This is a genomic window from Brevibacillus gelatini, from assembly GCF_050920745.1.
Classification (GTDB): domain Bacteria; phylum Bacillota; class Bacilli; order Brevibacillales; family Brevibacillaceae; genus Brevibacillus; species Brevibacillus gelatini.
The window spans coordinates 2,563,121-2,588,854 of sequence record NZ_CP154342.1; the positions used below are offsets into that span (position 1 = coordinate 2,563,121).

The 25,734-nt window shown below is 53.2% G+C and carries 24 protein-coding genes and 1 pseudogene; 8 read left to right on the forward strand and 17 right to left on the reverse strand.

Features of this window, described 5'->3' with window-relative positions; genetic code table 11:
• Nucleotides 1-53 precede the first annotated feature (53 nt).
• The 4 genes from AAFJ72_RS12240 to AAFJ72_RS12255 all read right to left on the reverse strand — a co-directional run bounded on the left by AAFJ72_RS12240 (nt 54) and on the right by AAFJ72_RS12255 (nt 3,442).
• Nucleotides 54-2,306: a HelD family protein gene (locus tag AAFJ72_RS12240; protein WP_432774174.1), complete on the reverse strand. Its 2,253-nt coding sequence runs from the start codon at nt 2,304-2,306 to the stop codon at nt 54-56.
• A gap of 32 nt (nt 2,307-2,338) precedes the next feature.
• Complete coding sequence (gene crcB / locus AAFJ72_RS12245; protein WP_432777187.1) at nt 2,339-2,695, reverse strand: fluoride efflux transporter CrcB; 357 nt, start codon at nt 2,693-2,695, stop codon at nt 2,339-2,341.
• Between the two features lie 110 nt (nt 2,696-2,805).
• Nucleotides 2,806-3,003: a DUF896 domain-containing protein gene (locus AAFJ72_RS12250; RefSeq protein ID WP_122903485.1), complete on the reverse strand. Its 198-nt coding sequence runs from the start codon at nt 3,001-3,003 to the stop codon at nt 2,806-2,808.
• Between the two features lie 91 nt (nt 3,004-3,094).
• The gene (locus AAFJ72_RS12255; RefSeq protein ID WP_432774175.1) at nt 3,095-3,442 is read right to left on the reverse strand and encodes a LysM peptidoglycan-binding domain-containing protein; all 348 of its coding nucleotides are present in this window, start codon (nt 3,440-3,442) and stop codon (nt 3,095-3,097) included.
• Nucleotides 3,443-3,825: 383 nt separating this feature from the next.
• Between AAFJ72_RS12255 and lexA the strand changes: the two genes are divergently transcribed.
• On the forward strand, nt 3,826-4,449 hold the full coding sequence (lexA, locus tag AAFJ72_RS12260) for a transcriptional repressor LexA (RefSeq protein ID WP_122903483.1): 624 nt from the start codon (nt 3,826-3,828) through the stop codon (nt 4,447-4,449).
• Nucleotides 4,450-4,509: 60 nt separating this feature from the next.
• On the opposite strand, the gene AAFJ72_RS12265 is transcribed toward lexA, so the two are convergent.
• Complete coding sequence (locus tag AAFJ72_RS12265) at nt 4,510-4,995, reverse strand: DUF456 domain-containing protein (protein ID WP_432774176.1); 486 nt, start codon at nt 4,993-4,995, stop codon at nt 4,510-4,512.
• Nucleotides 4,996-5,122: 127 nt separating this feature from the next.
• Here AAFJ72_RS12265 and AAFJ72_RS12270 point away from each other — a divergent pair, with 127 nt between their 5' ends.
• The 3 genes from AAFJ72_RS12270 to AAFJ72_RS12280 all read left to right on the forward strand — a co-directional run bounded on the left by AAFJ72_RS12270 (nt 5,123) and on the right by AAFJ72_RS12280 (nt 7,106).
• Nucleotides 5,123-5,689, forward strand: a complete 567-nt coding sequence (locus tag AAFJ72_RS12270) for a DUF4269 domain-containing protein (RefSeq protein WP_432774177.1) — start codon at nt 5,123-5,125, stop codon at nt 5,687-5,689.
• Nucleotides 5,690-6,036: 347 nt separating this feature from the next.
• Complete coding sequence (locus AAFJ72_RS12275) at nt 6,037-6,300, forward strand: CD3324 family protein (protein WP_122903481.1); 264 nt, start codon at nt 6,037-6,039, stop codon at nt 6,298-6,300.
• A 167-nt stretch (nt 6,301-6,467) separates the two neighbouring features.
• Entirely contained in the window at nt 6,468-7,106 is a 639-nt protein-coding gene (locus tag AAFJ72_RS12280) for a FusB/FusC family EF-G-binding protein (protein WP_432774178.1), read from the forward strand.
• A 145-nt stretch (nt 7,107-7,251) separates the two neighbouring features.
• Here the strand turns inward: AAFJ72_RS12280 and glnA are convergent, their stop codons facing one another.
• The 7 genes from glnA to infC form a co-directional block, all read right to left on the reverse strand.
• Nucleotides 7,252-8,586, reverse strand: coding sequence for a type I glutamate--ammonia ligase (gene glnA / locus AAFJ72_RS12285; RefSeq protein WP_432774179.1), 1,335 nt, complete (start codon nt 8,584-8,586; stop codon nt 7,252-7,254).
• 34 nt (nt 8,587-8,620) lie between these two features.
• Nucleotides 8,621-9,031 (reverse strand): MerR family transcriptional regulator, encoded by a 411-nt coding sequence (locus tag AAFJ72_RS12290; protein ID WP_122903478.1) that lies wholly within the window; start codon nt 9,029-9,031, stop codon nt 8,621-8,623.
• 311 nt (nt 9,032-9,342) lie between these two features.
• Nucleotides 9,343-10,620 carry an aminotransferase class I/II-fold pyridoxal phosphate-dependent enzyme gene (locus AAFJ72_RS12295; RefSeq protein WP_122903477.1) on the reverse strand — a complete coding sequence of 426 codons (1,278 nt, stop codon included), beginning with the start codon at nt 10,618-10,620 and terminating at the stop codon, nt 9,343-9,345.
• A gap of 8 nt (nt 10,621-10,628) precedes the next feature.
• A complete protein-coding gene (gene hflX, locus AAFJ72_RS12300; RefSeq protein ID WP_432774180.1) occupies nt 10,629-11,921 on the reverse strand; it encodes a GTPase HflX in 1,293 nt (430 codons plus the stop codon).
• 150 nt (nt 11,922-12,071) lie between these two features.
• Nucleotides 12,072-13,031, reverse strand: coding sequence for an AAA family ATPase (locus AAFJ72_RS12305; RefSeq protein WP_432774181.1), 960 nt, complete (start codon nt 13,029-13,031; stop codon nt 12,072-12,074).
• A 168-nt stretch (nt 13,032-13,199) separates the two neighbouring features.
• Nucleotides 13,200-13,958, reverse strand: a complete 759-nt coding sequence (locus tag AAFJ72_RS12310) for a DUF4184 family protein (RefSeq protein WP_432774182.1) — start codon at nt 13,956-13,958, stop codon at nt 13,200-13,202.
• 148 nt (nt 13,959-14,106) lie between these two features.
• Nucleotides 14,107-14,598, reverse strand: coding sequence for a translation initiation factor IF-3 (infC, locus tag AAFJ72_RS12315; protein WP_432774183.1), 492 nt, complete (start codon nt 14,596-14,598; stop codon nt 14,107-14,109).
• Between the two features lie 202 nt (nt 14,599-14,800).
• Here infC and AAFJ72_RS12320 point away from each other — a divergent pair, with 202 nt between their 5' ends.
• The 4 genes and pseudogenes from AAFJ72_RS12320 to AAFJ72_RS12335 all read left to right on the forward strand — a co-directional run bounded on the left by AAFJ72_RS12320 (nt 14,801) and on the right by AAFJ72_RS12335 (nt 18,427).
• Nucleotides 14,801-15,271, forward strand: coding sequence for a MarR family winged helix-turn-helix transcriptional regulator (locus tag AAFJ72_RS12320; protein ID WP_432774184.1), 471 nt, complete (start codon nt 14,801-14,803; stop codon nt 15,269-15,271).
• 50 nt (nt 15,272-15,321) lie between these two features.
• The gene (locus AAFJ72_RS12325; protein WP_432777188.1) at nt 15,322-16,551 is read left to right on the forward strand and encodes a multidrug effflux MFS transporter; all 1,230 of its coding nucleotides are present in this window, start codon (nt 15,322-15,324) and stop codon (nt 16,549-16,551) included.
• A 147-nt stretch (nt 16,552-16,698) separates the two neighbouring features.
• Nucleotides 16,699-16,815: pseudogene (locus AAFJ72_RS12330) on the forward strand (VOC family protein); the annotation flags it as partial.
• 403 nt (nt 16,816-17,218) lie between these two features.
• Complete coding sequence (locus AAFJ72_RS12335; RefSeq protein WP_432774185.1) at nt 17,219-18,427, forward strand: MFS transporter; 1,209 nt, start codon at nt 17,219-17,221, stop codon at nt 18,425-18,427.
• Between the two features lie 236 nt (nt 18,428-18,663).
• On the opposite strand, the gene hfq is transcribed toward AAFJ72_RS12335, so the two are convergent.
• From hfq to mutS, 5 genes are all read right to left on the reverse strand, one after another.
• The gene (gene hfq, locus AAFJ72_RS12340) at nt 18,664-18,903 is read right to left on the reverse strand and encodes an RNA chaperone Hfq (protein ID WP_007719110.1); all 240 of its coding nucleotides are present in this window, start codon (nt 18,901-18,903) and stop codon (nt 18,664-18,666) included.
• A 29-nt stretch (nt 18,904-18,932) separates the two neighbouring features.
• A complete protein-coding gene (gene miaA / locus AAFJ72_RS12345; protein ID WP_432774186.1) occupies nt 18,933-19,889 on the reverse strand; it encodes a tRNA (adenosine(37)-N6)-dimethylallyltransferase MiaA in 957 nt (318 codons plus the stop codon).
• Complete coding sequence (locus tag AAFJ72_RS12350) at nt 19,886-20,671, reverse strand: class I SAM-dependent methyltransferase (protein WP_432774187.1); 786 nt, start codon at nt 20,669-20,671, stop codon at nt 19,886-19,888. Before AAFJ72_RS12350 ends, miaA begins: the two co-directional genes overlap by 4 nt.
• Before the next feature lie 143 nt (nt 20,672-20,814).
• Nucleotides 20,815-23,052, reverse strand: a complete 2,238-nt coding sequence (gene mutL, locus AAFJ72_RS12355; RefSeq protein ID WP_432774188.1) for a DNA mismatch repair endonuclease MutL — start codon at nt 23,050-23,052, stop codon at nt 20,815-20,817.
• 18 nt (nt 23,053-23,070) lie between these two features.
• Complete coding sequence (mutS, locus tag AAFJ72_RS12360; RefSeq protein ID WP_432774189.1) at nt 23,071-25,659, reverse strand: DNA mismatch repair protein MutS; 2,589 nt, start codon at nt 25,657-25,659, stop codon at nt 23,071-23,073.
• Nucleotides 25,660-25,734: the final 75 nt, after the last annotated feature.

Sequence of the window (25,734 nt, forward strand, 5' to 3'; positions counted from 1 at the left end):
GGTGAATCGTACAAAAATCCCCTCTGCTGCCCGATCAGCCAGAGGGGATTTTGCTATTTGCCAGCTTCAAGCTGGGTGTATCGTTCCGGTGAAAGTGCAGCCAACAGCGGTGCCTGCTTGCCGGACACCCGCGCCATCACGAGGCGGTGCACAGGCCGGGTCATAGCCACATAGAGCAGCTTCGCGTCCCATTCGTTTTTTTCGTACGCATCCACATCGACCAAAATGACCGCATCAAACTGCAAGCCCTTCGTCAAATAGGCAGGCATGACGATTACGCCACCTGGGAACTGGCTGTCTTTGCTGCCGAGCAGTGTCAACTCGGGCATCCTCCTCACAAGTGCTTTATGCGCCTTTTTGCTCGCCTGAATCGTCTTGGTGACGATTGCAATCGTTTGCATGCCTTCTTTTTGCAAAGCGGCAACCCGCAGGCTGACATCCTCCCATAGCTTCGCAGGCGAATCGGCCTCGACCATGATCGGCTTTTCCCCATGGCGCAGGACTGGTTTTGCCAAGACCGTTTCCGGCAGTTCAATCTGACGCAGCACTTCGTTGGCGCACAGCATGATTTCAACCGTCGAACGATAGCTTTGCGCCAGCGTATAATAGGCGGGACGAATCTGCTGAAAAATGCCTTCTGTCAGTTCCTCCCAGGCGTGAATGCCGCGGTAGCTGTGGATGCCTTGGGCAATATCGCCGACAATCGTCAGCGAATGGCGTTTCGTCGCGAGCGCAATCACGGCAATCTCCAGTGCGCTCAAATCTTGCGCTTCATCCACGACAGTATGGTCAAAGTGCTCGGCCTTGTTCATTCCTTCGATCATATGCTGCAAATACAAGAGCGGCGCAATATCCTCCGCTTCCAGCCGCTCCTGCGCAAACAATGCCGCCGATGACTCGCTCACGTCGCGGATCACCTCGTCTGGAATGTCCGCTGGGGCGAGCTTGCGCAACAGTTTTTCATCCGCAATCAGTTCGCGGTACGACTCGAAAATGTCCAGTCGCGGAAAGGTGCCGAGATACGTATCCAAAATTTGCTCCAGCATTTTCTCAAACTTCGCCAACCCTTGCTTGTCGAGGTCGACTTTTCGTTCGCGCAAATGGGAGTATAGCTGCTTGTTCATCTCCTGCTTCAAATGCTTGCGCAACGCATCGACACGACGATGATACGGCAGGGCGCCGAACTGTTCCAGAAATAACTGGCGAATCGTCTCAACCGGAATGGAGAAGACCTGTTTCGTCTTGCTGTATAGAAAGCGCAGTTTCTTGAACGGAATCCGCGTCTCGATCACGTAGCGTATATACTGTTCCATGGCTTCCCGACACGCAAGCGAGCCTTTGAAGCGCAGCCGATGCCGGGTGATTTCCCGCTCCCGCTCGTCCTGTCCTTCCTCAAAAAACAGTTGCAGCGGTTTGTCCGGACTCACGATCCGCCAGCCTTTGGGCATGAGCGGCTTTACAAGACGCGCCGCCCAGTCTACGAACGTCGATTGCTGCACATCGTCGACGCCAAGCTCGGGAAGCACCTCTGATATGTACGTCAGAAACATCCGGTTCGGAGCAAACACCATAAATTTTTTCGACATCATCGTATCCTGGTAGTTGTAGATCAGGTACGACAGCCGATGCAGCGCGATTGTCGTCTTTCCGCTCCCCGCAACCCCTTGTACGACGGTCGGCCGATCTTTTTCCGCGCGGATAATGTCATTTTGCTCTGACTGAATCGTCGCGACAATATCTTTCAAGCGGCTGTCATTCGTCATATTCAGATTGGCGTTCAAGAACTCGTCGATAAAGCCTTCCTGCAAAAACTCATCCGGGTGTCCCATCTCGCGGTTGATCGTCTCTTTTACAGCGCCATCGTAGATCCCGACGATTTTCCCGTCCTCAATCGCAAAGTTGCGCTTTAATCTCACCTCGCCGCGCACGATTTCGCGACCCATCCGGTAAAACGCATCCTTGCTCTCTCCGGAATAATAGAGACTGGCAATGGGCGCCCGCCAATCCACGACGACGGAATCGAACGTATCGCTGCGTACAATCCCTCTTTTTCCGATGTACACCTGATCCAGCTCGTACACCTCGTCCTTGAGAAAATCGACCCTGCCAAAGTACGGCTTGGCCCGTCCGTGATCTTGCAGGTAGCGCAAATCTTTTGCCTTGCTTGCGTTTACGACCTGTTTCACGTAATCATCGGTCGCATCCCGAATCTCTTCGCGCAGTCGCACGATCTCCTCATCGATCAATGCAATCGTCTCGTTCAGCTTGTTCTGTTCTGCCTCGTAATCGCGGTGCTGGGTACTCACACCCATCCCCCCTCTCGTCATTTATCCTGTTGTTATTGCATTTGTCTGGCGAGCCAGATTCCCGCCGCGCAAGAGAAAAGACCTATCCCAATACTGAGCAGGGCGTAAGCGAGACCGCGCAGCCATTGCCCCTCTCCCCAGAAGGAAACCACTTCCAGCGAGAACGTGGAAAACGTCGTGAATCCACCCAGCATTCCCGTGGTAAACAACAGATACAGTTCAGGCGAGAATCCTCCCCGCTCCTTGCCTATCACAAACAAAACGCCGATTGCAAACGAACCGATGACATTCGCCAGCCATGTGCCGACAGGCCAGCCTGGCAGATTTGCCACCTGCGCCAGCCCATAACGAAGCAACGAACCGACTGCTCCTCCAACTGCTACAGCCACCCAAGCCAACAGTTTCCCCTCCTCGCTCGCCAAACAGGCAGACTGCCATAAGGAACAAAAAGACACCCGAGCGTCAAGCAAGGATGTCTGCCGTATCAGCACAAACAAGTTTAGTGTTTTGGACGATGATCCTCAAGATCTTCCACATAGCGGATGGAATCCAGATTCGCTCGAAGCGACATTTTAACCGCATCGATGTACTTTTGGCGCAGCGCTTTTTGCTCTTGCTTTTCCTCGTCGGTCAAGCCCACTTCGCGCGATTTTTTGGCCAGTTCATTGATTCTTTTAATTTCCGCGTCAGATACCACTTTCCGGTTCCTCCCACTCAGTAGTAATGCCGCTTTATTATATCATATCAGTCGGAACTGGCAAGATAGCTGCCGACAGACAAGTGCCGAATCAGTCCGCTTCCGGGATGAACAAGGTCTGCCCCGGATAGATCAGATTGCTGTCGAGGTCGTTCGCGATTTTGATGTCCTGAACCAGATCACGCACATCCACCTGTTCCGACGGTTGATGACGCACAGCGATCGTCCAGAGACTGTCGCCGGAACGAACGGTCACTTCTTTTCCTTTTGGCGCTGGCGGCTCTGCTTGGGACGCAGAGGCAAACACCAGTTCGGTCAACAGGTAAAAAAAGAGAGAGGACGCAATCAAAAACAAAATAGCTTGTCCCCTCGTGATGCCAAGACGGACGCGGCGAGGCTGCTTTTTCTCAAAACGGTTATGGCTAGACATGACTTTCATCGTAATAACCCCCTGCAAACATACGTTCTATGTTTTCGTAACCCCATCTTAAATGAGAACATATGTTCATGTCAAGAAAAAAACAGACACTCCTGCAAAAATGTGTGCGGCTGCTCTACGCATCCGTTTCAGTTCGGGAGAAAGCCGGCGGCGCCGCTGCCTATTGCCCGGCTCTGCTGCTTTGACCTGCATGCATTAGCCCTCATCCCCTGTCAACCCATCCCCTATCGACTTAAAGGCTGATTCCGGGAAGGGCGCAAATCGAATCCATTTACCCGGTCAAAAAATCCTGTTCGCCTCCGGATCGAACTTATGTTTGTCGAACGCAAGATCCCATGGTATAATATTGGAAAACTTGTTCGAGAAATCAGGGGTGTCTCTCTATGTCAAAACTATCCAGCAGGCAACAAGCCATTATTGAATTCATTCGCAAGGAAGTTCGGGAAAAAGGCTACCCGCCATCCGTCCGCGAGATCGGCGAAGCTGTCGGACTTGCCTCCAGCTCTACCGTGCACGGCCATCTGGCGCGCCTCGAAAAGAAAGGGCTGATCCGCCGCGACCCTACCAAACCCCGCGCCATTGAACTACTTTCTGAGGAAGACCGCTTCCAGGACAACTTCGAAGACGCTGTCGTCCGCGTCCCTGTCATCGGTAAAGTAACTGCGGGACAACCGATCACCGCGATTGAGGATGTGGAAGAGTATTTCCCGCTTCCAGAAAATATCGTGACTTCTGACAAGGTGTACATGCTGCGTATTTCCGGGAACAGCATGATCGAGGCCGGCATCCTGGACGGCGACTACGTGATCGTGCGCCAGCAGAACGTCGCCAACAACGGGGATATCGTCGTCGCCATGACCGATGAAGACGAAGCGACAGTAAAACGCTTTTTCAAGGAGAAAGACCACTTCCGTCTCCAGCCGGAAAATGCAACGATGGAGCCGATCATTTTGGACAACGTCACCATTCTCGGAAAAGTCATTGGCGTCTATCGCCTCATCCACTAATGGTTTCCGCATATGCGCATGAAAAAAGGACAGCCCCCGCTGTCCTTTTTCGTCTCTATTCTACCTGGCAAGAAAAAACCAGACGATCATACCCACCTGCAACACCACTTTTACTACCGCGCTGCCCAGAAAGCCGACCAGCGAGCCGAAGCCCGCTTTGAGCGCTTTTTCCATCGGTTGCTTTTGCACGAGCAGCTCCACCAGCACCACAAGCACAAACGGCAATATCAGCATCCCGAGAGGCGGGAACACGAAGATTCCGAGAAAAATCCCTACGGCCGCAGCCACCGAAGACCATTTGGAACCGCCGTATTTTTTCACGAAGAACATGTTGGTCAACAGATCCGCCCCGTACAGCAAAATACTGAGCACGACCATCCCCCACCAGAAAGACGCTGGCAACCCCGCTCCCGGATCGGCGATGAAAAAGTGATAGAGCAAAAAGCCTGCCCACAGTAAAATCGTATCGGGCAATACTGGCAAAAAGATGCCGGCGATACTCAGTGCAAAAAGCAACAACACCAATATCCAAAGTACAATATCCATCTGTGAAGCACTCCTCTCACATAGGTATACGAGAAACAGCCGATTCAAGTTGCACTCTTCTCTCAGGAAGCTGTGAAATCGTTTGGGAGGAGCACCAGCACAAAAGATAGCAAAACGGAGGTTTTTCATGAAGCGGAACTGGCGCGACCTCTCTTACCTGCAAAATGGGACAAGCAAGCAAAAAGCCGCGAAACAGGCGATCGAGCAATCCGCCATCATGCAGCGACTGAAAGAATTTGATCCTGTGCTTGCGGGCACGATCCCTCTTGACATCGACATCGCCGACAGCGACCTGGACATCATTTGCGAAAGCTACGATCTCGACCGATTTGCTGCCATCGTTCGCGCTTCATATGCGGCGTATGAAGGCTACAAGGAAGCTCGTCTGCTCGTGCAGGGCGTGCCTACCTGCCTGATTTCGTTTTTTGCCTGCGGCTTCTGGTTTGAGCTGTTTGCCCAACCTCGTCCGGTCACAATGCAAAATGCGTATCGGCATATGGTCGTCGAACACCGTTTGCTTTTGCTCGGCGGCCCTAACGTCCTCCATGACATACGGCAGCTCAAGCAAAACGGCTTGAAAACGGAACCAGCTTTCGCCTCTTATTTTCACATCCCGGGAGACGATCCATACCAGGCGCTGTTGGAATTGGAGAAGTGGACGGACGAACAGCTTCACGCTCTGGTAAGGAGATAAAGGCCACCTGTCGCATCGGACAGCACGGAGCGTCCTGCAAAAACTGACGAACTCATCCCCCAAAGACGCGATGCAAATCGCAGACGGATGATTTATAATGGAAACGACTGCGCGGGCAATTGGTTGCCCGCATAAGAGCAAACGCCAGCGAGGGGGTGTATGGTTGGTGAATGGAATCAGTTTGCCAGATACTGCAACGTCTCATGCAAAGCCCGGAAATAAGGCGATACTTTGCATGAGGTGGACAGTCGTTTAGACAATTCATCGCCTTCTCTTACGTATCTCATTTCTTATTTCCTGGCTTTGCCCCTTATTTTTCACTTCAAAAAAATAAGGAGCGAGCGGAAATGAAATATGTAAACGCAGCGAGCATGCTGCCAGAAACTTTGATCGCAGAAATCCAGAAGTACGTGCAGGGAGAACTTTTATACATTCCAAAGCCAAAAACGTCCCATCACAAATGGGGAACCCGGACTGGCTTTCGCAAACAGCTGGACGAACGGAACAACGCCATCCGCAGCGCTTTTCGCGAAGGCGTTTCCATTCAACAGCTGGCCACGCAGTATTTTCTCTCGCCGGAAACGATCAAAAAGATTGTATACGCGAAATAGACACAAGCACTGGCGCGTCCACGAGACGGTCAGTGCTTTTTATATGCCGAGTTCTTTTTACAATCGTTCTCTCCCTTTCCTCCGCACTCCGCTCCTTTTAGAGTAGTAGATACAGACTACGACTCCAGACAATCAGCGGAGTACACAGCAAGGAGGAACCAGACGAGATGGAACCCTTTATTTTCCCCCATCACTACCACTTTATCAAGGCACAGGTCCAGAGCCTGTTGAATGCTTATGCGGGCAGCACAGATCCAAACGTGATCCGGGCCCGCAAGGAAATCGCCCAGGAATCCGTATTTCAGCTCTACCCTGAGCTGACAGAGGAACAAAAGCAACTGCTTGCGTCGCTTTCTGTCATCAAGGAAAAAAATGAAGCCAAACAGTTTCTGCTGCGGCTGTCTCCGTATATCATCCCGTTCCCGGCGTTGACAGAGCAAGCCATCAAAAAAATGTTCCCGAAAGTCAAGAAGCTCAAGCCACCTGCGACGGCGGAGATTCCGTATGCGGAAACTACGTATGTCAGCTGGTTCGACTGCGGGTCAGACAAAAAATATGTCATCGCCAACTACGGCGACAAGCTGATCGGCATTCACGGCGTTTTTACCCCGCTGCCGCAAAAAGGGATTTGTGCCATCTGCAACAAAATTACGGAAATCGGCATGTTCGTCCTGGAAGCGCGGAGTTCCAACGACGGCACGTATTTGAAAAAAGGCAACTATTTGTGTCAGGACAGCATCACCTGTAATCAAAATATCCGCTCACTGGAAAAACTGCACGATTTTCTTGCGCTCATGGTTAAATGAGCATGAGCAGCAGGAACGCAGTCGAGCGTACAAAATGATCGCGGCTCCTTGTTTTCCGTGCTTGAACAAGGAGTCGTTTTCGTATGCTGTAAACACCCACAAAAGCAAAACCCCTCGCACCAACAGGCACAAGGGGTTTCACTTATTAGTAAGTGCTCATGTACTGCTCGCGCTCCCAGTCGTGGACGCGAGTGCGGAACATATCCCACTCGATTTCTTTTGCTTCGATGAAGTGAATCAGCGCGTGCTCACCCAGCGCTTCGCAAATCACCGGATCGGCTTTCAGGCACTCGATTGCTTCTTTGAGCGTAGCTGGCAGGTTGCTGATGCCGTTTGCTTCGCGCTCTTCTTCGGTCATGACGTAGATGTTGCGGTCGACCGCTGGCGGCACAGCCAGTTTGTTTTTGATGCCGTCCAGACCTGCTTTCAGCATGACAGCCAAAGCGAGATACGGGTTTGTAGCTGGGTCTGGGCTGCGCACTTCGATACGGGTTCCCATACCGCGGGAGGCAGGGATACGGATCAATGGAGAGCGGTTTTTCGCCGACCATGCCACGTAGCAAGGAGCTTCATAGCCAGGTACCAGACGTTTGTAGGAGTTCACGAGCGGGTTCGTGATCGCGGTGAAGCCGCGAGCGTGCTGCAAAATACCTGCAAGGTAATGCTTCGCTGTTTGGCTCAGGCCCATTTCGTCTGTCTCGTCGTAGAAGGCATTTTGGTTGCCGCGGAACAAGGATTGGTTCGCGTGCATACCGGAGCCTGCCACACCGTAGAGCGGTTTTGGCATGAAGGTCGCATGCAGACCGTGTTTTTGCGCGATTGTTTTTACAACCAGTTTGAAAGTCAAAATCTGGTCTGCGGCTTGCAGTGCATTCGCGTATTTGAAGTCGATTTCGTGTTGACCTGGCGCTACCTCGTGGTGGGAGGCTTCGATTTCAAAGCCCATTTTTTCCAGCGTCAATACGATGTCGCGACGACAGTTTTCGCCGAGGTCGAGTGGAGCGAAGTCAAAATAGCCGCCTTGGTCGTTCAGATCAAGCGTAGGTTCGCCTTTTTCGTTGAGTTTGAACAGGAAGAATTCAGGTTCCGGTCCCACGTTAAAAGCTGTGAAGCCCAATTCTTCTGCTTCTTTCAGTGCGCGTTTCAAAATGTAGCGTGGGTCCCCCTCAAATGGAGTGCCATCCGGCATATAAATATCACAGATCAGACGTGCAACTTTCCCATGCTCGTTGCCCCACGGGAATACAACCCAGGTATCCAGATCCGGCACCAGGTACATATCCGATTCCTCAATGCGAACAAAACCCTCGATGGAAGAACCGTCAAACATCATTTTGTTGTCCAACGCTTTTGGCAGTTGGGACAGAGGAATCTCCACATTTTTGATAATACCCAGCAGATCGGTAAACTGCAGACGGATGTATCTCACGTCCTCTTCCTGGGCCAATCGCATAATGTCTTCTCGTGTGTACTTGCTCACATTTCTCTCCTCCTGTCACTCTCACAACTTTATATTAGTGGAAGAAGCGAGATAGCTCTCCACGTATCAATGCGTCCTCGCCTGGGCGGGTAGCATTGCGATACATGATCTGTTGTCTGAGTAATTGGTGCAATTCCTTGTCTGACATGTCCTTGCGCTTCACCTCGGAAGCAGTCGAAATCTCCGTCGGCTCCGCAGCAGGCCCCTGCAGCTTCAGCACTTGCTTGATCCCGGCAATATTCAGCCCTTTTTCAATCAATTCCTTGATTTCCAAAAGTCGGTCTACATCATTGAAGGAGAAAAGCCGCTGCTTCCCTTCTGTGCGAGCCGGTTGAATCAGGCCATTTTGTTCATAGTAGCGAATCTGTCTCGCAGTGAGATCGGTCAGTTTCATGACGATCCCGATGGGAAAGAGGGCCATATTCCGGCGAAGGTCATCACTCATGACTTGTCCCTCCTCTATCGTTTTCCATATGCCTTATTTTATGCAAAAGCAAAAACACTGTCAACGGATGTTAGAAAATATTACGCAAAAAGTGACGCTTATCGATAAAAATCCACGTTGTCCCACGATGCATACCTCACTCTCCGCTACTTTTGCTTGAAACCGCCTTTTGAGAACATCGAGCTGCTTGCTTTTTCCGCCAGTCGCCGCTTCTTGCAGACTATCTCCGGTGCTTCAACCGCAAAAAAACAGCATCCTCTTGTGCAGAGAATGCCGTCTCGTCTACTTCTGCGCCGCTTTTTGTGCGCGGTTTACTTTTCAGGCAGGTCGAGCAAACCTTTTTCCAGCATGCCGTTCAATGCAGTTAAAATCCCCACTTTGACGTGCGAATACGTCAAGCCGCCCTGCACGAAGCCCAGGTACGGCGGACGGATTGGCCCATCTGCGGAAAACTCGATGCTCGCCCCTTGAATAAACGTTCCCGCAGCCATGATGACCGGGTCCGCATAACCTGGCATCTCACTCGGATACGGTGTCACGTGCGAATCGACAGGCGCCGCCTTTTGAATCCCCTGGCAAAAGGCGATCAGTCGCTCTGCACTGCCAAAGGCGACAGACTGAATCAGGTCAGTCCGCGGCTCGTGCCAGAGCGGGTTTGTCTGGAAGCCAAGGCGCTCCAGGAGAGCCGATGAAAACACCGCGCCCTTCAACGCTTCGCCGACGACGTGCGGCGCCAGGAAAAAGCCTTGGTACATTTCCAAAAGCGAGTACAGCGAAGCTCCGCCCTCTGCACCGATGCCCGGCGCTGCCATCCGGTACGAAGCCAGCTTGACGAGGTCTTCCCGGCCGACAATGTAGCCGCCCGTTTTGACCAGCCCGCCGCCAGGGTTTTTAATCAGGGAGCCGGCCATGATGTCTGCCCCTACGTGCAGCGGCTCCTGTTCTTCCGTGAACTCTCCGTAGCAGTTGTCCACGAATACGATCACATCCGGCTTCATTTCTTTGACAACGCGAATCATTTCCCGGATTTTGGCGATCGTGAAGGAAGGACGATCCGCGTAGCCGCGTGAACGCTGAATGCCGATCACTTTTGTCTTCGGCGTGATCGCTTGCGCTACGGCGAGAAAATCAATTTCGCCCTCCGGCGTCAGCGGCACGTAGCTGTATCCGATGCCGTAGTCTTTCAGCGAGCCTTGGCCTTCGCCGCGCACCCCCACGACCTCTTCCAATGTGTCGTACGGTTTGCCCGTGATGTAGAGCAAGTCGTCGCCAGGACGCAAAATGCCAAACAAGGAAATGGCAATCGCGTGCGTGCCGGAAATAATGTGCGGCCGTACCAGTGCCGCCTCTCCGCCAAAAACGTCCGCGTAGATCGATTCCAGCGTAGCCCGCCCGGAATCGTCGTAGCCGTAACCGGTTGACGGTGAAAAGTGAAACTCGTTCACTTCATGCTTTTGAAAAGAACGCAGCACTTTCAGCTGATTGGTGTCCACCAGCGCGGAAATTTGACGATGTCTTTCGGAGATCATCGCTTCTACTTCCATGACGAGCGGACGAAGCTTTTCTCCGTGGGAAAAGTATTGAAACATCTGCTATCTTACCAACTCTCTTCAACAGTCTCTGGTTTGTCCAGGAGAAAAGGAGCGATCTTTCCGTAGATCGGATTGTCCCGGTTCACGCGCACGGTGACCAGGTACGACGCTTCCTCTTCGTTAAATTGCTGTTCCATCTCCACGCCTTCGCGGTGTAACAGCGACAGAATGTCCCCGCGCTCGACCGGGACACGCAACTTCATTTCATTATAAGAGGAAAGCACAAATTGTTCGATCCTCGCCAGCAGCCGTTGCTGATCTTCCTTGCGAATGGCAGAGATGAGAATGGATTCGCCTGCATGCGGCAGGTAAGCGCCTTCCGTCAGCAAGTCAGCCTTGTTGAACACGACAAGCTGTGGAATGTCGTCTGCTTTCAGCTCCCGCAAAATTTTATCCACGACTTCCATGTGCACGCGAAAATCCGGGTGGTGGCTGTCGACGACATGCAAAATCAGGTCGGCTTCCTTCACGCCCTCCAAAGTGGAGCGAAAAGCAGCGACCAGACTTGTCGGCAAATCCTGGATGAAGCCAACCGTATCCGTCAAAAGCACTTCCAGTCCGCTCGGCAGCACGAGTTGACGAGTCGTCGGGTCCAGCGTGGCAAACAATTTATCTTCCTGCAAAGTGTTCGCCTGTGTCAACTGATTGAGGATCGTCGACTTGCCCGCGTTCGTATAGCCAACCAGTGCAATCTGGAACACGTTGTTTTTTTTGCGGCGTTCCCGATGAAGCTGTCTCGTCCGAACCGTGTCGTCCAACTGCTGCTTCAATTCGCTGATCCGTCTGCGGATGTGGCGGCGGTCACTTTCCAGCTTGGACTCACCGGGACCGCGCGTCCCGATTCCGCCCCCCAACCGGGAAAGCTGCTTGCCCTGACCCGCCAGTCGCGGCAACAAATAGTTGTACTGCGCAAGCTCGACCTGAATTTTCCCTTCGCGCGACTGCGCTCGCCCCGCGAAAATATCGAGAATGAGCTGGGTCCGGTCAATGACCTTGCAATCAAACACTTTGTCCAGATTGCGCGTCTGACTCGGGGACAGCTCATCGTTGAAAATGATGACGTCTACGTCCAGCTCACGGGCCTTTTCGGCGATTTCCTCAATTTTGCCCGTCCCCAAATACCAGGCAGCGTCGATTCTGTCTCTGTTTTGCGTCACGACATCGAGCACTTCGACACCTGCCGTTTCCGCCAGCTCGTGCAATTCTTCCATGGAGAGACGTGTTCGTTCTGCATCGCGGTTATCCAGATAGCAACCGACCAGAATCGCGGTTTCTTTTGTTTTGATAAATTCGTTCACCGATTCACGCCCTTTCTGTTCCCTATCATACCACATTTTGCCCATTTCGTTGCGATGCCGATTCAGCCATGGCGTCGATTCAACACCAGGCATTTTACAAGAAAAAACAATCCCTCACAGCGGAGGGATCAGATAGAGAAAGGGGCAAATTCACACCTGAAAGTCTTCGGCTCTCAGCCGCCGCAATTCTTCGCGTGTCAGCTCATTTGATTTCATCAGCCGGACCGCCTGCACCCTGATCGCCTTCTCAATGCAATTTCGCACAAACCTGGCGTTGCTAAAATTTCGCTGGAACGGATCATTCACGATTCCGGTCAGCTGACGACGAATTTTCTCTTTCGCCTCCCTCGTCAGCTCAAAGTCCTTTTCACGCGTCATCAGATTGGCAATCTCCAAAAGTTCTTCCACACTATAATCGGCAAAGTTGATGTGAACAGGAAACCGGGAAGGAAGGCCGGGGTTCAGCTCCAGAAACTGCTCCATTTCATCATTGTAACCGGCAATAATACAAATAAAATCTTTGTTTGAATCTTCGAGTGCTTTTGTCAGGCAATCCACCGCCTCCTTGCCAAAGTCTTTTTCGCCCCCTCTTGCCAGCGAGTACGCCTCGTCAATAAACAAAATCCCGCCGAGTGCCTTTTTGACCAATTCACGCGTTTTTTGCGCCGTATGTCCGATGAACTCGCCAACCAAATCAGCTCGCTCCACCTCAATCAGATGACCTTTGCTCAAAATGCCCATTTCACGAAACATTTTGCCGAACAAGCGGGCAACTGTCGTCTTGCCCGTGCCCGGGTTGCCTTTGAACACCATATGAAACACTTGCTTCTCAATTTTCAATTGATGCTTTTCCCGTTCCTTGTTGATTTTTATCAGCGCATAAATCTCATACATCGTCTTCTTCGCTTCCTGCAGACCGATCAAATTTTCAAGTTCATCAAACAAGGCGGCCAATTCGCTAGGGGCGGATGCATTCACGTATTCGGGCAGCGTTTCGGGCTTTTTGATGGATAAATCCTTGCGCTTGAAGACGACCTGAATCCTGTTGGAGTTTGAAGCGGTAGTAGTAGAGCTGGAATCAACGGAGAGACTGCTTTCCGAATGTCTCATGTTCGATCACCTGCCTTTGTGCATCACTCAAACGTTCGCTCCTGCCTGTCAGTCCTGACAGATACACAACAATGCTTTATGTTCAAAAGGGTCATCCGGTTTGGGCCAGTGCGGATACATGATTATTCAGCCATACAATAATATACTCAGAAGCTGGATAAACCTGCCCTATTTTTTCCATCCTGGCCGATTCACGAGCGGAGCAAGCAGACAGATCCCGAGCAGGCTGCCAGACAGAAACGGAACGACCTGCTGCAACGGATGAATCAGCGGAGACACCCCTTTTACGAAAAAGGCATGCCAAACGACGACGCCCAGTCCGATTACCGCCACGCCTAGCCAGAACAGCACTTTTCCGTACAGTGTGACCTGTTTGATCTCGACGTGATCGTTGCTGCGTCCGCAGCGCCAGATGACATACACGATGGCAAGCCCGCCCAGCAGCGTGCTGCCGTGTTGGAGCAGTTTGTAGACAGGTACTTCGAGAAAAAGGAGCGGGATGCGTTGTTGCAAAATAACGAACCGCTCGACCATGCTGCCCCTGTCATGGGTAAAAGCATCCCAGGCGATATGGCTATAGCTTCCGAGCAGCGCGGAGTAAACGAATACGACCAGTGCTACCCACTTCCGCTTCCGGCTTTCTTTTCCTGTTTGCCTGCACGCCAAGCCTTTTGCCGCCCACAGCGGCAAGACGGCGAGCAGCCCTTTTTCTACGAGGAAACGGTACACAACATACAGAACGATCACGAGCGGAAGATCAACGCAAATCAGGCCAAGCAGCGTGTGGCTGTAGACGCTGTACGGCTGCATGCGCAAAAAATATTCAAAATCCGGCGCCATGCTGCCAATGACGAGAGCCGGAAAGGATACCCAGCCCCATCTGCGCAGCGGCAGGACGATTGCCGGGTGGGAAAAGGTAAACGGCATGGAATCACTCGCTTTTCAGTTTGATAATGACTTGTCTCTTCACAATAAGAAAAGACGCAGCAAGCAAGCGAACGGCTACATCCGCCAAAAAAAGCCCGGCGGAAGCGGCGACATCAACTGCCGCACCGAGCCGGGCCTTTCCGTACCGCTATTGCTCTTTAGGAAGCAGGACAGCGACCACTTGCTTGCCGCTCACTTGAATCCCTTTTTCCTGCACGCCGCAATGCGCAAGCTCTTTTACGAGTTGCTGGAGCAAATGTTTCGCTTCCTGGCTTTCTTTTTTCTCCAGGCGCACCGTCAATTGCACCGCGTCCCCTGCCGTAAGAACTTTTTCGGCCTGCCGCTTTTTCGTATCATAGTCGTGCTGTTCGATATAGGCGCTCAAGCGAAGCTCCTTTACTTTTCTGCCTTTTTCCTCTTTGCGCTGCTTGGCCTTTTCACGGTTGAGCTGCTCTTTGTAGTTGGTGCGGCTTACCAGTTGGCACGGCGGCGGGCTTTGTGCGAGCGACAGGCAAACGAGGTCGACACCCTGCTCCTTTGCCATTTGCAGCGCGACTTTCGTGTCGACGATCCCAAGGTCCTCACCGTTCACGCCAGTCAGGCTGACTTCTGCCGCTTTTATTTTTTCATTTAAAATCATCGCGTTGTCACCTTGTCCTTTCCTGTTTCGGATTGCTTAGTTTCTACAAGCCCCGCTTTCTCTCCTTCTTCCGGCTGCAACATTCTTTCGCTACCTCATGACGAACGTGCTTCGTTTTTGTATAATAGATCAGTATTGACAGTAGATTGTGAATCCTTTAGATTACATTTTAGTTAGCCAGCTAACAAATGGGGGTACTTTGGTGGAATTTGATTATTCTACTGCTTTGACACATGCGATGGGCCATGTGATGAAGCTCCATAAGAAAAATGTTGAATATCTCATTCAAGATTACGACGTCTACCCGGGACAGCCGATTCTTTTGATGCGTCTTGCAAACACGGACGGCTTGATGCAAAAGGAGTTGGCACGACGTATTCAGGTAAAACCGGCAACGCTTACGGTCATGATTACCCGCATGGAAAAATGCGGGCTGGTTGAGCGGCGCCCCGACGAGCGTGACCAGCGCATCTCCCGGGTGTTTCTCACTGACAAAGGGCGGCTCGCGACAAAAGCCGTCAAGGAAGCGCTGCGCATTCTCGAACTGAAATGCTTCGAGGGCTTTACAGACGAAGAAAAAATCATCCTGCAAGGCATGCTGGAAAGAATGCACAACAACCTGGAAACTTTTTATCTGGAAAATACGGAGCCAGTTGCTGAACCTAACGAGTAGCCAGGCGTTGTCTCTTTCCCATGCCCAATGAGAAAGGTTTGAACATACCTGTGAACAATGCAGCCAAAGAACTAAATTCCGCGTCGCTTGCCGAAAGCAAGTCGCGCCGTTTGTGGATTGCGGCCATTTTAGGCTCCCTGTCGGCATTCGGCCCGCTGTCGCTGGACATGTACTTGCCGGCTTTGCCGCTGCTTGCGGATGACCTGCAAACGAGCACTTCGCTTGCTCAGCTCAGCCTCACCGCTTGCCTGATCGGGCTTTCGGTCGGTCAGTTATTTGCCGGGCCGATCAGCGACGTGCGCGGACGGCGAACACCGCTTTTGATTGGACTGATCTTGTATGCCTTGTCTTCCTTTTTATGTGCGGCAGCTCCTTCTATTTACACCTTTGTCTTCCTCCGCTTCGTTCAGGGGCTGGCTGGCTCGGCCGGGATTGTCATCGCCCGTGCGACCGTTCGCGACTTGTATTCCGGAACCGAGCTGACCAAATTTTTTGCCCTGCTGATGCTCATAAACGGGATTGCACCGATTGCCGCCCCCATTGTCGGCGGTCAGCTGCTGGAATTCACCACCTGGCACGGCGTGTTCGTCGCGCTCGGACTGATCGGTGCCGTCATGCTGCTTGTCGTCGTGCTCGGCCTGCCTGAGACGCTGCCCGTTCATCGCCGCTCCAAAGCGGGAATCGGCAATACGCTCACGACGTTTGGCGGACTGCTGAAAGACCGGGTATTCATGGGCTACGCCTTGTCGCAAGGCCTGGTAACGGCCGCGATGTTTGCCTACATCGCAGGCTCGCCATTTGTATTCCAGAAAATTTTTGGCGTTTCTCCGCAAGGTTTCAGCATGATTTTCGCCATGAACGGGCTTGGCATTATTATTGCCAGCCAAATCACCGGGAGGCTCGCAGGAAAAGTCAAGGAGACGAAGCTGTTTGTCACCGGCATCACACTGGCCGGAATCGGCGGCGTTGCCCTTTTTGCCATGATCTCGCTCCAGGCGGGGCTGGTCGCTGTGCTCGTTCCGCTGTTCTTCGTCGTATCGAGTGTCGGGATCGTAGGTGCGACGGGCTTCTCGCTGGCGATGCAAAACCAGAGCAAAGCGGCAGGCAGTGCTTCTGCCCTGCAAGGACTGCTCTCGTTCATCAGCGGCGGGATTGTCGCGCCACTGGTCGGAATTGGCGGGGAAGACACTGCCGTTCCGATGGGGATCGTCATTGCGCTCGCAACACTCGGCGCCATCCTCTGCTACCTCCTGATGATTCGCAGGAAGACGGCGGCATAATAAGCTTCTCCAGCCTGACGAGGACACTTGGCCATGTCCTCGTTTTTTCATACATCCATTTGCGAACAAATGTTCTCTGTGGTACAATCTGGTCATGAAGAGGACACGACAGTCAGCAAACCAAAATGCCAAGGAGTTGATTCCTCAATGTCTTTGCGTTTGATCCCTTATCTCGTCCTGAACGGAACAGCAAACAAAGCCATCGCCTTTTACGAACAAGCATTGGATGCAGAAGTGCTGTACAAGCAGACCTTTGGCGAAATGCATTTCTAAGTTTTCACTGAAGGTAAACAATAACTACTCCTTGATTTGCAGATGGTATAGGGTCAGTCCAGAAGGCCAGTCGAAACGCGCGAAAACGTGTTTCGGCTGGCCTTTGTTTCTTTTGGTGGATAATCTGGGGTGGATACAGAAGCATCAGCGCCACTACCGACATCGAAATGATAAACATTTTTTATTTTCGTTTGTATTTAAGTAAACATTTTATAAAAATGTTTGTAAATCTTAACAAAAAACTCTTGCTTCACGATGAAATCTCCGCTACACTTTGCAGTAATTTCAAAAAAGAAAGAGGGGAAGAACATGAAGCTGCCCACTACTACACAACACAAGTCAGCGAACGCCTGCGGACATGAACGAAACTAGTAAAAGATATGGGGTATTGACAATGTTCAGGAATCAATATGTACGAACGATAATCCTTTCCCGCGTGCTGTTGCAGTTGGGCATCTGGGTCCGGAATTTTGCCGTCCTGCTGTTTGTCAGCGAATGGACAAACAACAATCCTGTTTACGTATCGCTGATCTCGGTTGCAGAGTTTGCTCCGATCTTTCTGTTTGGGCTGATTGGCGGAACGTTTGCCGATCGCTGGCGGCCAAAACAGACGATGGTATGGAGCGATCTACTGTCTGTGCTGTCCGTGGGTGCGGTGCTGCTCTTGCTGATGAACGGAGGGTGGATTGCCCTGTTCATTGGCATGTTTGTGTCGGCCAGCTTGTCCCAATTTTCGCAGCCTTCCGCCATGAAATTGTACAAACGGCACGTGCCGAAAGCGCAGTTGCAAGGCGTAATGGCACTGTCGCAAACGTTGGTCGCGATTTTTATGGTGTTAGGTCCGGTCATTGGCACGTTTATTTACTTGCAATTCGGTATGACAGTCTCTCTCCTGCTGACTGCTATCCTGTTTCTTGGTTCTTCGCTCATTTTGATGACACTGCCCCGCGACTCGACGGAAGCGAAGCCGGATGAGGCTGGCGGCTTTATCGCAGAGTTACTGGCCGGGCTGCGCTATATCGGCGCTAATCAATCGTTGAAGACACTTTGCCTGACCTTCGCAGCAGTCGGGTTGGCGTCTGGACTGACACAGCCGCTCCAGATTTTCCTCGTGATGGAAAACTTGCGGCAGGATCAATCCTTTCTGCAATGGTTCGTTATGGCCAACGGAGCAGCCATGCTCATTGGCGGAGCTGTCCTCATCGGTGTCGCCAAAAAGATGCAGCCTCAGCTTTTGCTCTTGGTCGGCCTGCTTGTCACGGCTGTGTGTACAGTTGGCTTAGGGAGTTCGACCACGATCGGGCTGGCGTTTGTACTGTTGGGTATCAGCGGTTTCTTTTTCCCATGTATTCAGAGCGGAATCCAGACATTAATTGTCCGCAACACGGAAGGCAACTTGATCGGACGGGTATCGGGCACGATCACGCCTGTTTTCATGGGAATGATGGTCATCGGCATGTCCGTGTCCGGCTATCTCAAAGAGATGTTCTCTCTTGGCACGGTCTATGCTGTAAGCGGAGGGTTTATTCTCGTCGGTGCAGCTCTGCTGCTCCCCCTCGTCGTGGAGAAGAAGCACAGGGAAGTGGGGAAAGAGTGGAAGTGATTAGCGATATTTACGGCGAGGAACGTTTTTTGGAGATGACCAACCTTCACGAGTTCCCGGCCAAGCTTGTGCGGATGATCCGCCCGCTATTTGTCGCTTTTCGTCAACAGGTATGCCGCAAAAGGCTTTTGAGCATCTGCGCTGAAAGCCTTTTGTCGCGCCTTTTCTTTTTGGCTTCCAAAAAGAAAAAACCAGGACCTCAATCGTCCTGGCTGGTTGGCAGAGCGTGTTGCGTTTTATTGCTGGTTGTTTTCCTGAGACATGAGCGATACCGGGCGTTGTGGTGTGAAAGTGGAGATCGCATGCTTGTATACCAACTGTTGCTTGCCTTCGCTATCAATCACAATCGTGAAATTATCGAACGCTTTAATATACCCGCGCAATTGAAATCCGTTCACAAGGTAAATGGTAACCGCGATGTTTTCCTTCCGCAAATGATTCAGGAACGTATCTTGAATGTTGATCGTCTGTTTCATGTACACTACCCCCTAAAAGGACTTGTATGTTATATATTCGGCAATTGTTGAAACTTTCCTGCCAATATCTGCTTGATAGTTTCCACGGACTGCGCTTGACTAGCCGGGTCGGTCATGTCAAACCACTGCACTTCCGGCATACGGCGGAACCAGGACAGCTGTCGCTTGGCAAAATGCCGCGTCCGCTGTTTGATGTCGTTGATCGCCTTTTCCAGCGTAATCTCGCCGTACAGGTAGGGGATCAACTCCTTGTAGCCCAGCCCCTGCATCGACACCATGGACGCGTCGTAGCCTTTGTCTAAAAGTCCACGCACTTCGTCGACAAGCCCCGCTTCGATCATCAGATCGACGCGGCGGTTGATCCGTTCGTACAGCACGGCCCTCTCCATCGTCAGCCCGATCATGACCAGATCGTAGGGCGAATGCTGCGCCCGCAGTTGAAAGTCCGACATTTTGTAGCCCGTGCTTTCGTAGATTTCAAGTGCGCGAATCACCCGTTTTACATCGTTTGGGTGCAGCCGCTGGGCTGTAATCGGGTCAACGTCAGCGAGCCTTGCGTGCAAGGCTTCCACGCCTTCCACTTCAGCCAGCCGCTGCAGCTGTTCGCGCAGCTCCGGGTTCTGGCTGGCTTGCGCAAATTGAAACCGATGCGTAACCGATTCTATGTACAGACCCGTACCGCCTACGATAAAAGGAAGGCGACCCCGTTGGTTGATCTCTGTAATCAGCCGGGTAGCGCTCTCCTGAAACAAGGCGACAGAATATTCTTCGTCCGGATTTTTGATGTCAATGAGATGATGCGGCACCAACGCCAGCTCGGCAGGTTCTGCCTTGGCCGTCCCAATGTCCATGCCCCGGTATACTTGCATGGAATCCCCGGAAATAATCTCTCCGTTGAACTGCTGGGCCAAATCCAGACTTAACTGGGTCTTGCCGACTGCTGTCGGGCCGATGATGACGACTAGCTTTTCTCTTTGCAAGGTCACTCCCCTCCATCTGTCTCTTTGTAGCTGTACACGACCTGTTGGCCGCGGGAGCGAAATGGAATGAAGCCAAAACGCTCGTGGATTTTGCCTGCTTTTCCTTCCTTCATGACCACGCGCCTTCTTGCTATACGGAGTGCTTCTGAAATGGCCTGCTCCGCAAGCGGCTCCGGGTTGGCAAACGCGCGCACGCCCGCAATGCCTGACGAGCTGTGAACGGTCGCTTCAAACATGGGATCGAAATAAACGACGTCAAAAGAGCGGCTCGGCAGTCCCTGCATGACTTCCAGATGGTTCCCCCACCGCACTTCGATCCGGCGCATGGCGTCTTCCAGCGGTTTAAAGTCAGTTGCCCAGTGCTCGAGTCCATCTCCGACCATGATGGCAAGCACCCGTTCAGATTCGATGCCGACCACTTTCCCTTCTGCTCCTGTCGCATGGGAAAACACGATGGCATCCGCACCCAATCCGAGCGTGGCATCCAACACTTCATCCCCTGGATGAATTTGGCAAGCAGCAAGCATAGTATCAGTATCGCCGCGCAACAGCCGCTTTATACGAAAAGCAGAAGTGTTCGGGTGAAAAAAGAATGGCTGTTTTCCCGGCACCTCCAGTCGTGCTCCTTGCGCCGAGACGACCACTATTTCGTCGTCGCCATGCCGTTTTCGCAATTGATGGAGGGAAAGATCGCCGCGTCTCACTACTGGTACGCCAAACTTTTCGGCCAATTCCGCAGCATGGCGCAAGGTGTCCTCGCTAGGCTCAAGTCCCGTCGTTACTATCACGTATCCGTATTCCTTTCCATTTGTCTTCGCCCATTGGACGGAAACTCTTTTATTGTAAGCAGGATTAATTTGGCGGTCAAATATATTCTGAAAAACCCCCTAGAGTACCTAAGGGGTCATCTGCATCGCGCACGTGCGGCTGGCTACATGACGCGCTTGAACATTTTCTCCAGATCGTAGCTGGTAAAGTGGATGACGATCGGCCTGCCGTGCGGGCACGTAAAGGGACTGCTCGTCTCGCGCAACTGGTTCAGCAAGCTTTCCATCTCCGCGTGCGTCAAATAGCGATTGGCTTTGATCGACGCCTTGCAGGACATCATGATCGCAGCCTTTTCCCGCATTTGCACGACATTGGCCTGACCTTGCTCCCCTGCCTCCAGCACAAACTGGATCAGTTCCTCGATGATCTCAAGCTCGGCCCCTTCCGGAAACCAGTGCGGGTGCGCCCGCACGATAAACGTCCGACCGCCGAAAGCTTCGACCTCCAGACCAAACGACTGCAAGAGCGGCAACCGTTTTTCCAGCCGCGCTGCCTCTGCCGCCGTCACCTCGACCGTATGCGGGAACAGCATCATCTGGCTCGCGACACCTTCTTTGGCCAGCTTGTCCATGAAGTATTCGTAAAAAATGCGCTCCTGTGCCGCGTGCTGATCGATCAAATACATCCCGGTATCATTTTGCGCCACAATGTACGTTCCATGCACTTGCCCGACCGGATACATGACGGGGACAGCCGATCGTGAGCTTTCCTCGTTGGCTGACGCATCTGGGACTGTCGCCTGGTCTTGCTGTTCGTATGGTTCGTCAAGCCGGGCATTTTCAACCTGGGCCAATTTTGCGTCCGTCAGCGCTCCCGCTGTCCCTGCCTGTACTGCCTCTGTGTTTGGCGGCTGTACGACTGGCTCCGTTTCCTCGGTTCGGGCCTGCGCTTGCTCATGATTTTGTTCATCGTCTTGCTTGCGATATTGACCATGTTCTTCCCCTTGGCCGATACCCGCAGACACGCTTTCCGCCGCTCCCGCAGCCTGTGTTCCTGTTTGCGCTGCTCTCTCCCCGCCGCCTGTACCATTTTGCACAGCTTGCTCTGGATGCAGGTAGGGCGAAGCGGCTTCGTGTACCGTTTTCTTTTCCGGCTCCTGCGTAGGCGTGCTGGCAGGAGATGCGACATTTGCAGGGGCAGCAAGGTTGGCAGGGATTGACTGGCTCGCTGGTTGCCCCGTCTGCGTCTTGTTGCTCTCCTGCTTCGCCATCCATTCCTGCAAGCGCGGACTCGCTTCCAAAAGAGAACCTTTTTCAATGGCTGGCTTGGCAAAGGTCAGGTCAAATTGGGGCTGTACGACTTGCGCAGAAATTTTCGCCTTTGGCTGTGTCGTCATCGGCCGCACAATCCCTAACCCTTGGCGCAGCGTCGTTTTCACGGACTGCTCAATCGCGGCGCACAACTCGTCTTCCTTGCTGAAACGCGCCTCCAGCTTGGCGGGATGCACGTTGACGTCCACCAGCGTCGGGTCCATCTCGATTTGCAAGGCGACGATCGGAAAGCGGCCAATCGGAAGCAGTGTATGGTAGCCGCGCATGATCGCATTGTTGAGCGAATAGCTGCGCACGTAGCGACCGTTTACAAGCGTCGACAAATAGGAGCGGTTCGCCCGCGTCACCTCTGTTTTGGACAAAAAGCCGTTCCAGCGAAAATCGAGCGTCTCTCCCGAAATCGGCAACAGCAGCTTGGCCACCTGCACACCGTAGATCGCAGCCATGACGTGCAGCAGCTTGCCGTCGCCCGTCGTCTGCAACAGCGTCTTGCCGTTGTGGGTCAATGTAAAAGAAATGCTTGGGTGCGTCAGCGCCAGGCGGTTGACGTAGTCGGAAATGTGGCCGACCTCTGTGGCAATCGACTTCATGTACTTCAACCGGGCAGGGGTATTGAAAAACAGGCTGCGGACGCATATCTCCGTCCCTTGCACTGCCGCCGCATCTGCCACCTCTTTGATCTCGCCGCCTTCGACCAGGAGTCGGGTGCCGATCTCGCTGCTCGAACGGTTGCTGGTCAGCTCCATCCGCGAGACAGCGGCGATACTCGGCAGCGCCTCGCCGCGAAAGCCAAGCGTGCGTATCCGGAACAGGTCCCGCGGGGTGCTGATTTTGCTCGTCGCATGCCGCTCCAGAGCGAGCAGGCAATCGTCCCGATCCATTCCGTGTCCGTTGTCGACAATGCGGATCAGCTCCAGGCCGCCTTCTTCCACATGAATCTCAATCGAGGTGGCGGCTGCGTCAATCGCGTTTTCCACCAGCTCCTTCACGACCGAAGCCGGGCGCTCCACCACCTCGCCTGCCGCAATCATATTGGCGAGCTGCTCATCCAGCACGCGAATGTTTCCCATGAGCTCCTCCCCTCTGCCTTATCGTTTTTTCAGCTGCTGCTTCCACGCAAACAGCTTCATCATGGCTTCCATCGGCGTCGTCGCGTTCAAATCCAGCTCACGCAGGTCGCGCAAAATCTCCTCTTCCTCCGCCGACAACTGCGGCACAGGTTCTTCGCGTGCGGCGGCAACTGGTGCCGACCATAGTGTTTCCAGTGACATTTGCATTTCGGCTGTCGCGGAACTGCCTGTCGCTAAACTGCCTGCTTCCAAACCTTCCAAAATGCTGCGGGCGCGCTCAATGACCCAGCCAGGCATTTCCGCCAATTCAGCCACGTGGATGCCGTAGCTTTTATCCGCCCGGCCTTCCTCGATCTTGTGCAGGAACAACAGTTTTCCGTCCCGCTCCTCGCAGCGGGCGTTCACATTGACGACGCCCTTCATCGTGTCCGCAAGCCCCGTCAGCTCGTGATAGTGCGTGGAAAACAGCGTCTTGGCCCCGATTCGCTGGCAAATGTACTCAATCACCGCCTGCGCCAGTGCCATTCCATCATACGTAGACGTCCCGCGCCCGATCTCGTCGAGCAAAATCAGGCTTTTGGCGGTCGCCTTTTGCAGCGCGTGTCGCGTTTCCAGCATTTCCACCATGAACGTACTGTGTCCGCCAACGAGGTCGTCGGCAGCGCCAATTCGCGTGAAAATCTGGTCGACAATCGACAGCTTCGCTTCTTTTGCAGGCACGAAGCAGCCGATTTGCGCCATGACGGTAATCAGCGCGATCTGCCGCATGTAGGTGCTTTTCCCCGCCATGTTCGGTCCGGTAATGAGCAAAACCTGACGATCCTCCTGGTTCATCCGCACGTCATTGGCGACATACTTCTCCCGCTCCAGCACGGCTTCCACGACAGGGTGGCGGCCGTCGACGATGATGTATTCCCCGTTGTCCGTAAACTGTGGACGCACAAAGCCGCGCTCGTCACTGACCGTAGCAAACGCCTGGAGCACGTCAACGGAAGCGATTCGCTCGGCAAGGCTTTGCAGTCTCGGAATGTGTCCGGCGATCTCGCTGCGCACAGCCGTAAACAACTGGTACTCCAGCTCGATCATTTTTTCTTCGGCTTCGAGGATGAGCGCCTCGCGTTCCTTCAACTCTGGCGTAATGTAGCGCTCCGCATTGGCGAGTGTTTGCTTGCGCTCGTAGCGTCCCGCAGGCACGTTGGCAATGTTGGCCTTGGACACCTCGATGTAATAGCCAAACACCTTGTTGAAGCCGACTTTCAGCGAGCGAATGCCCGTCGCCTCCCGCTCGCTTTGCTCCAGTTGGGCAATCCATGTTTTCCCGTCACGGCTCGCCGAATGCAGCTTGTCCAGATACTCATCATAGCCGGTGCGAATCATGCCGCCTTCGCGCACGGAAATCGGCGGGTCATCGACGAGCGCCGCCTGTAAAAAGCTCACCAGATCCGCACATTCATCCATGCCTTCTGCCAGCTCCTGAAGCACCGGGGCATTGGTTTGGCCAAGCTGCCTTTTCAATTCCGGCACCGCTTCCAGCGACAGGCGCAACTGAATCAGGTCGCGGGCATTGGCGTTTCCGTAGGAGATGCGCCCTGCCAGCCGCTCCAGGTCATACACATTGTCCAGGCATGTCCGCAGGTCGGAGCGCAGCAGCAAGTCGCCTTTCAGCGCTTCGACTGCGTCCAGACGGGCGTCCAGCTCCGAGCGTCCAAGCAGCGGCCGTTCAATCCACCTGCGCAAAAGTCGCCCGCCCATGGCCGTTTGTGTCCGATCCAACAGCCACAGCAAGGAGCCTTTTTTCGTTTTGTCGCGAATCGTTTCCGTCAGCTCCAGATTGCGTCTGGAAAAGCCGTCCATTTGCAAGTATTGTTTGCTGTCGTAACGTTTCAAAAGCCGCATGTGTGCCAGACTGCGCTTTTGCGTCGTACCGATGTAGTAGAGCAGCGCATTGACCGCTGCGCGCATGGCGACGTCCAGCTCTTTTCCCGCTTCCGGGTACTGGCTGTCCACGGCATGCGCATCCAGTTGCCGACTTTCCACGACGGTAGACGGCAAAGACGTCTTCGGCAGCTCATCAAACCCGAAGAACACCAGTTCTTTCGGTCGGTATTGCAGAGCCTCATCCAGCGCGGCCTCCGTCTCACCGGGCAAGGAGGTGACGTACATTTCCCCTGTACTCATATCGCAGGCTGCGATCCCTGTGCGACCATCCAGCACGGCCAGCGCAGCCATGTAGTTGTTTTCCTTGTCCGTGAGCCATTTGCCCTCCATCATCGTGCCGGGGGTAATGACGCGGGTCACTTCGCGGCGAACGACCCCTTTTGCCGCTTTCGGGTCTTCCACCTGCTCGCATACGGCCACTTTGTGTCCTTTTTTCAACAGCTCGGCAATGTAGCCATCTGCCGAATGATGCGGGACACCGCACATCGGGATGCGTTCATCCCCGCCACCGTCGCGCCCTGTGAGCGTAATCTCCAGCTCGCGGGACGCGAGGATGGCATCTTCAAAAAACAGTTCGTAAAAGTCGCCTAAGCGAAAAAATAAGAAAGTATCCGGATACTCTTTTTTGATAGCCAGATACTGCTGAATCATCGGGGTATATTGCGCCATTTTTTCTTCTCCTAGCCTTCCAATCTCGACGCTATTATACCATGATCGCGCCACGATGTTGATGTTCGATCCAGA

What these genes read in the sequence shown, in the direction of transcription:
- AAFJ72_RS12295 (WP_122903477.1), bottom strand. Translation starts at nt 10,620, where the DNA reads ATGTTTCAATACTTTTCCCACGGAGAAAAGCTTCGTCCGCTCGTCATG.
- AAFJ72_RS12255 (WP_432774175.1), bottom strand. Translation starts at nt 3,442, where the DNA reads ATGAAAGTCATGTCTAGCCATAACCGTTTTGAGAAAAAGCAGCCTCGC.
- hfq (WP_007719110.1), bottom strand. Translation starts at nt 18,903, where the DNA reads ATGAAACAGACGATCAACATTCAAGATACGTTCCTGAATCATTTGCGG.
- mutL (WP_432774188.1), bottom strand. Translation starts at nt 23,052, where the DNA reads ATGGGAAACATTCGCGTGCTGGATGAGCAGCTCGCCAATATGATTGCG.
- AAFJ72_RS12335 (WP_432774185.1), top strand. Translation starts at nt 17,219, where the DNA reads ATGTTCAGGAATCAATATGTACGAACGATAATCCTTTCCCGCGTGCTG.
- infC (WP_432774183.1), bottom strand. Translation starts at nt 14,598, where the DNA reads ATGATTTTAAATGAAAAAATAAAAGCGGCAGAAGTCAGCCTGACTGGC.
- AAFJ72_RS12310 (WP_432774182.1), bottom strand. Translation starts at nt 13,958, where the DNA reads ATGCCGTTTACCTTTTCCCACCCGGCAATCGTCCTGCCGCTGCGCAGA.
- mutS (WP_432774189.1), bottom strand. Translation starts at nt 25,659, where the DNA reads ATGGCGCAATATACCCCGATGATTCAGCAGTATCTGGCTATCAAAAAA.
- AAFJ72_RS12305 (WP_432774181.1), bottom strand. Translation starts at nt 13,031, where the DNA reads ATGAGACATTCGGAAAGCAGTCTCTCCGTTGATTCCAGCTCTACTACT.
- AAFJ72_RS12265 (WP_432774176.1), bottom strand. Translation starts at nt 4,995, where the DNA reads ATGGATATTGTACTTTGGATATTGGTGTTGTTGCTTTTTGCACTGAGT.
- AAFJ72_RS12275 (WP_122903481.1), top strand. Translation starts at nt 6,037, where the DNA reads ATGAAATATGTAAACGCAGCGAGCATGCTGCCAGAAACTTTGATCGCA.
- AAFJ72_RS12290 (WP_122903478.1), bottom strand. Translation starts at nt 9,031, where the DNA reads ATGAGTGATGACCTTCGCCGGAATATGGCCCTCTTTCCCATCGGGATC.
- AAFJ72_RS12270 (WP_432774177.1), top strand. Translation starts at nt 5,123, where the DNA reads ATGAAGCGGAACTGGCGCGACCTCTCTTACCTGCAAAATGGGACAAGC.
- AAFJ72_RS12280 (WP_432774178.1), top strand. Translation starts at nt 6,468, where the DNA reads ATGGAACCCTTTATTTTCCCCCATCACTACCACTTTATCAAGGCACAG.
- lexA (WP_122903483.1), top strand. Translation starts at nt 3,826, where the DNA reads ATGTCAAAACTATCCAGCAGGCAACAAGCCATTATTGAATTCATTCGC.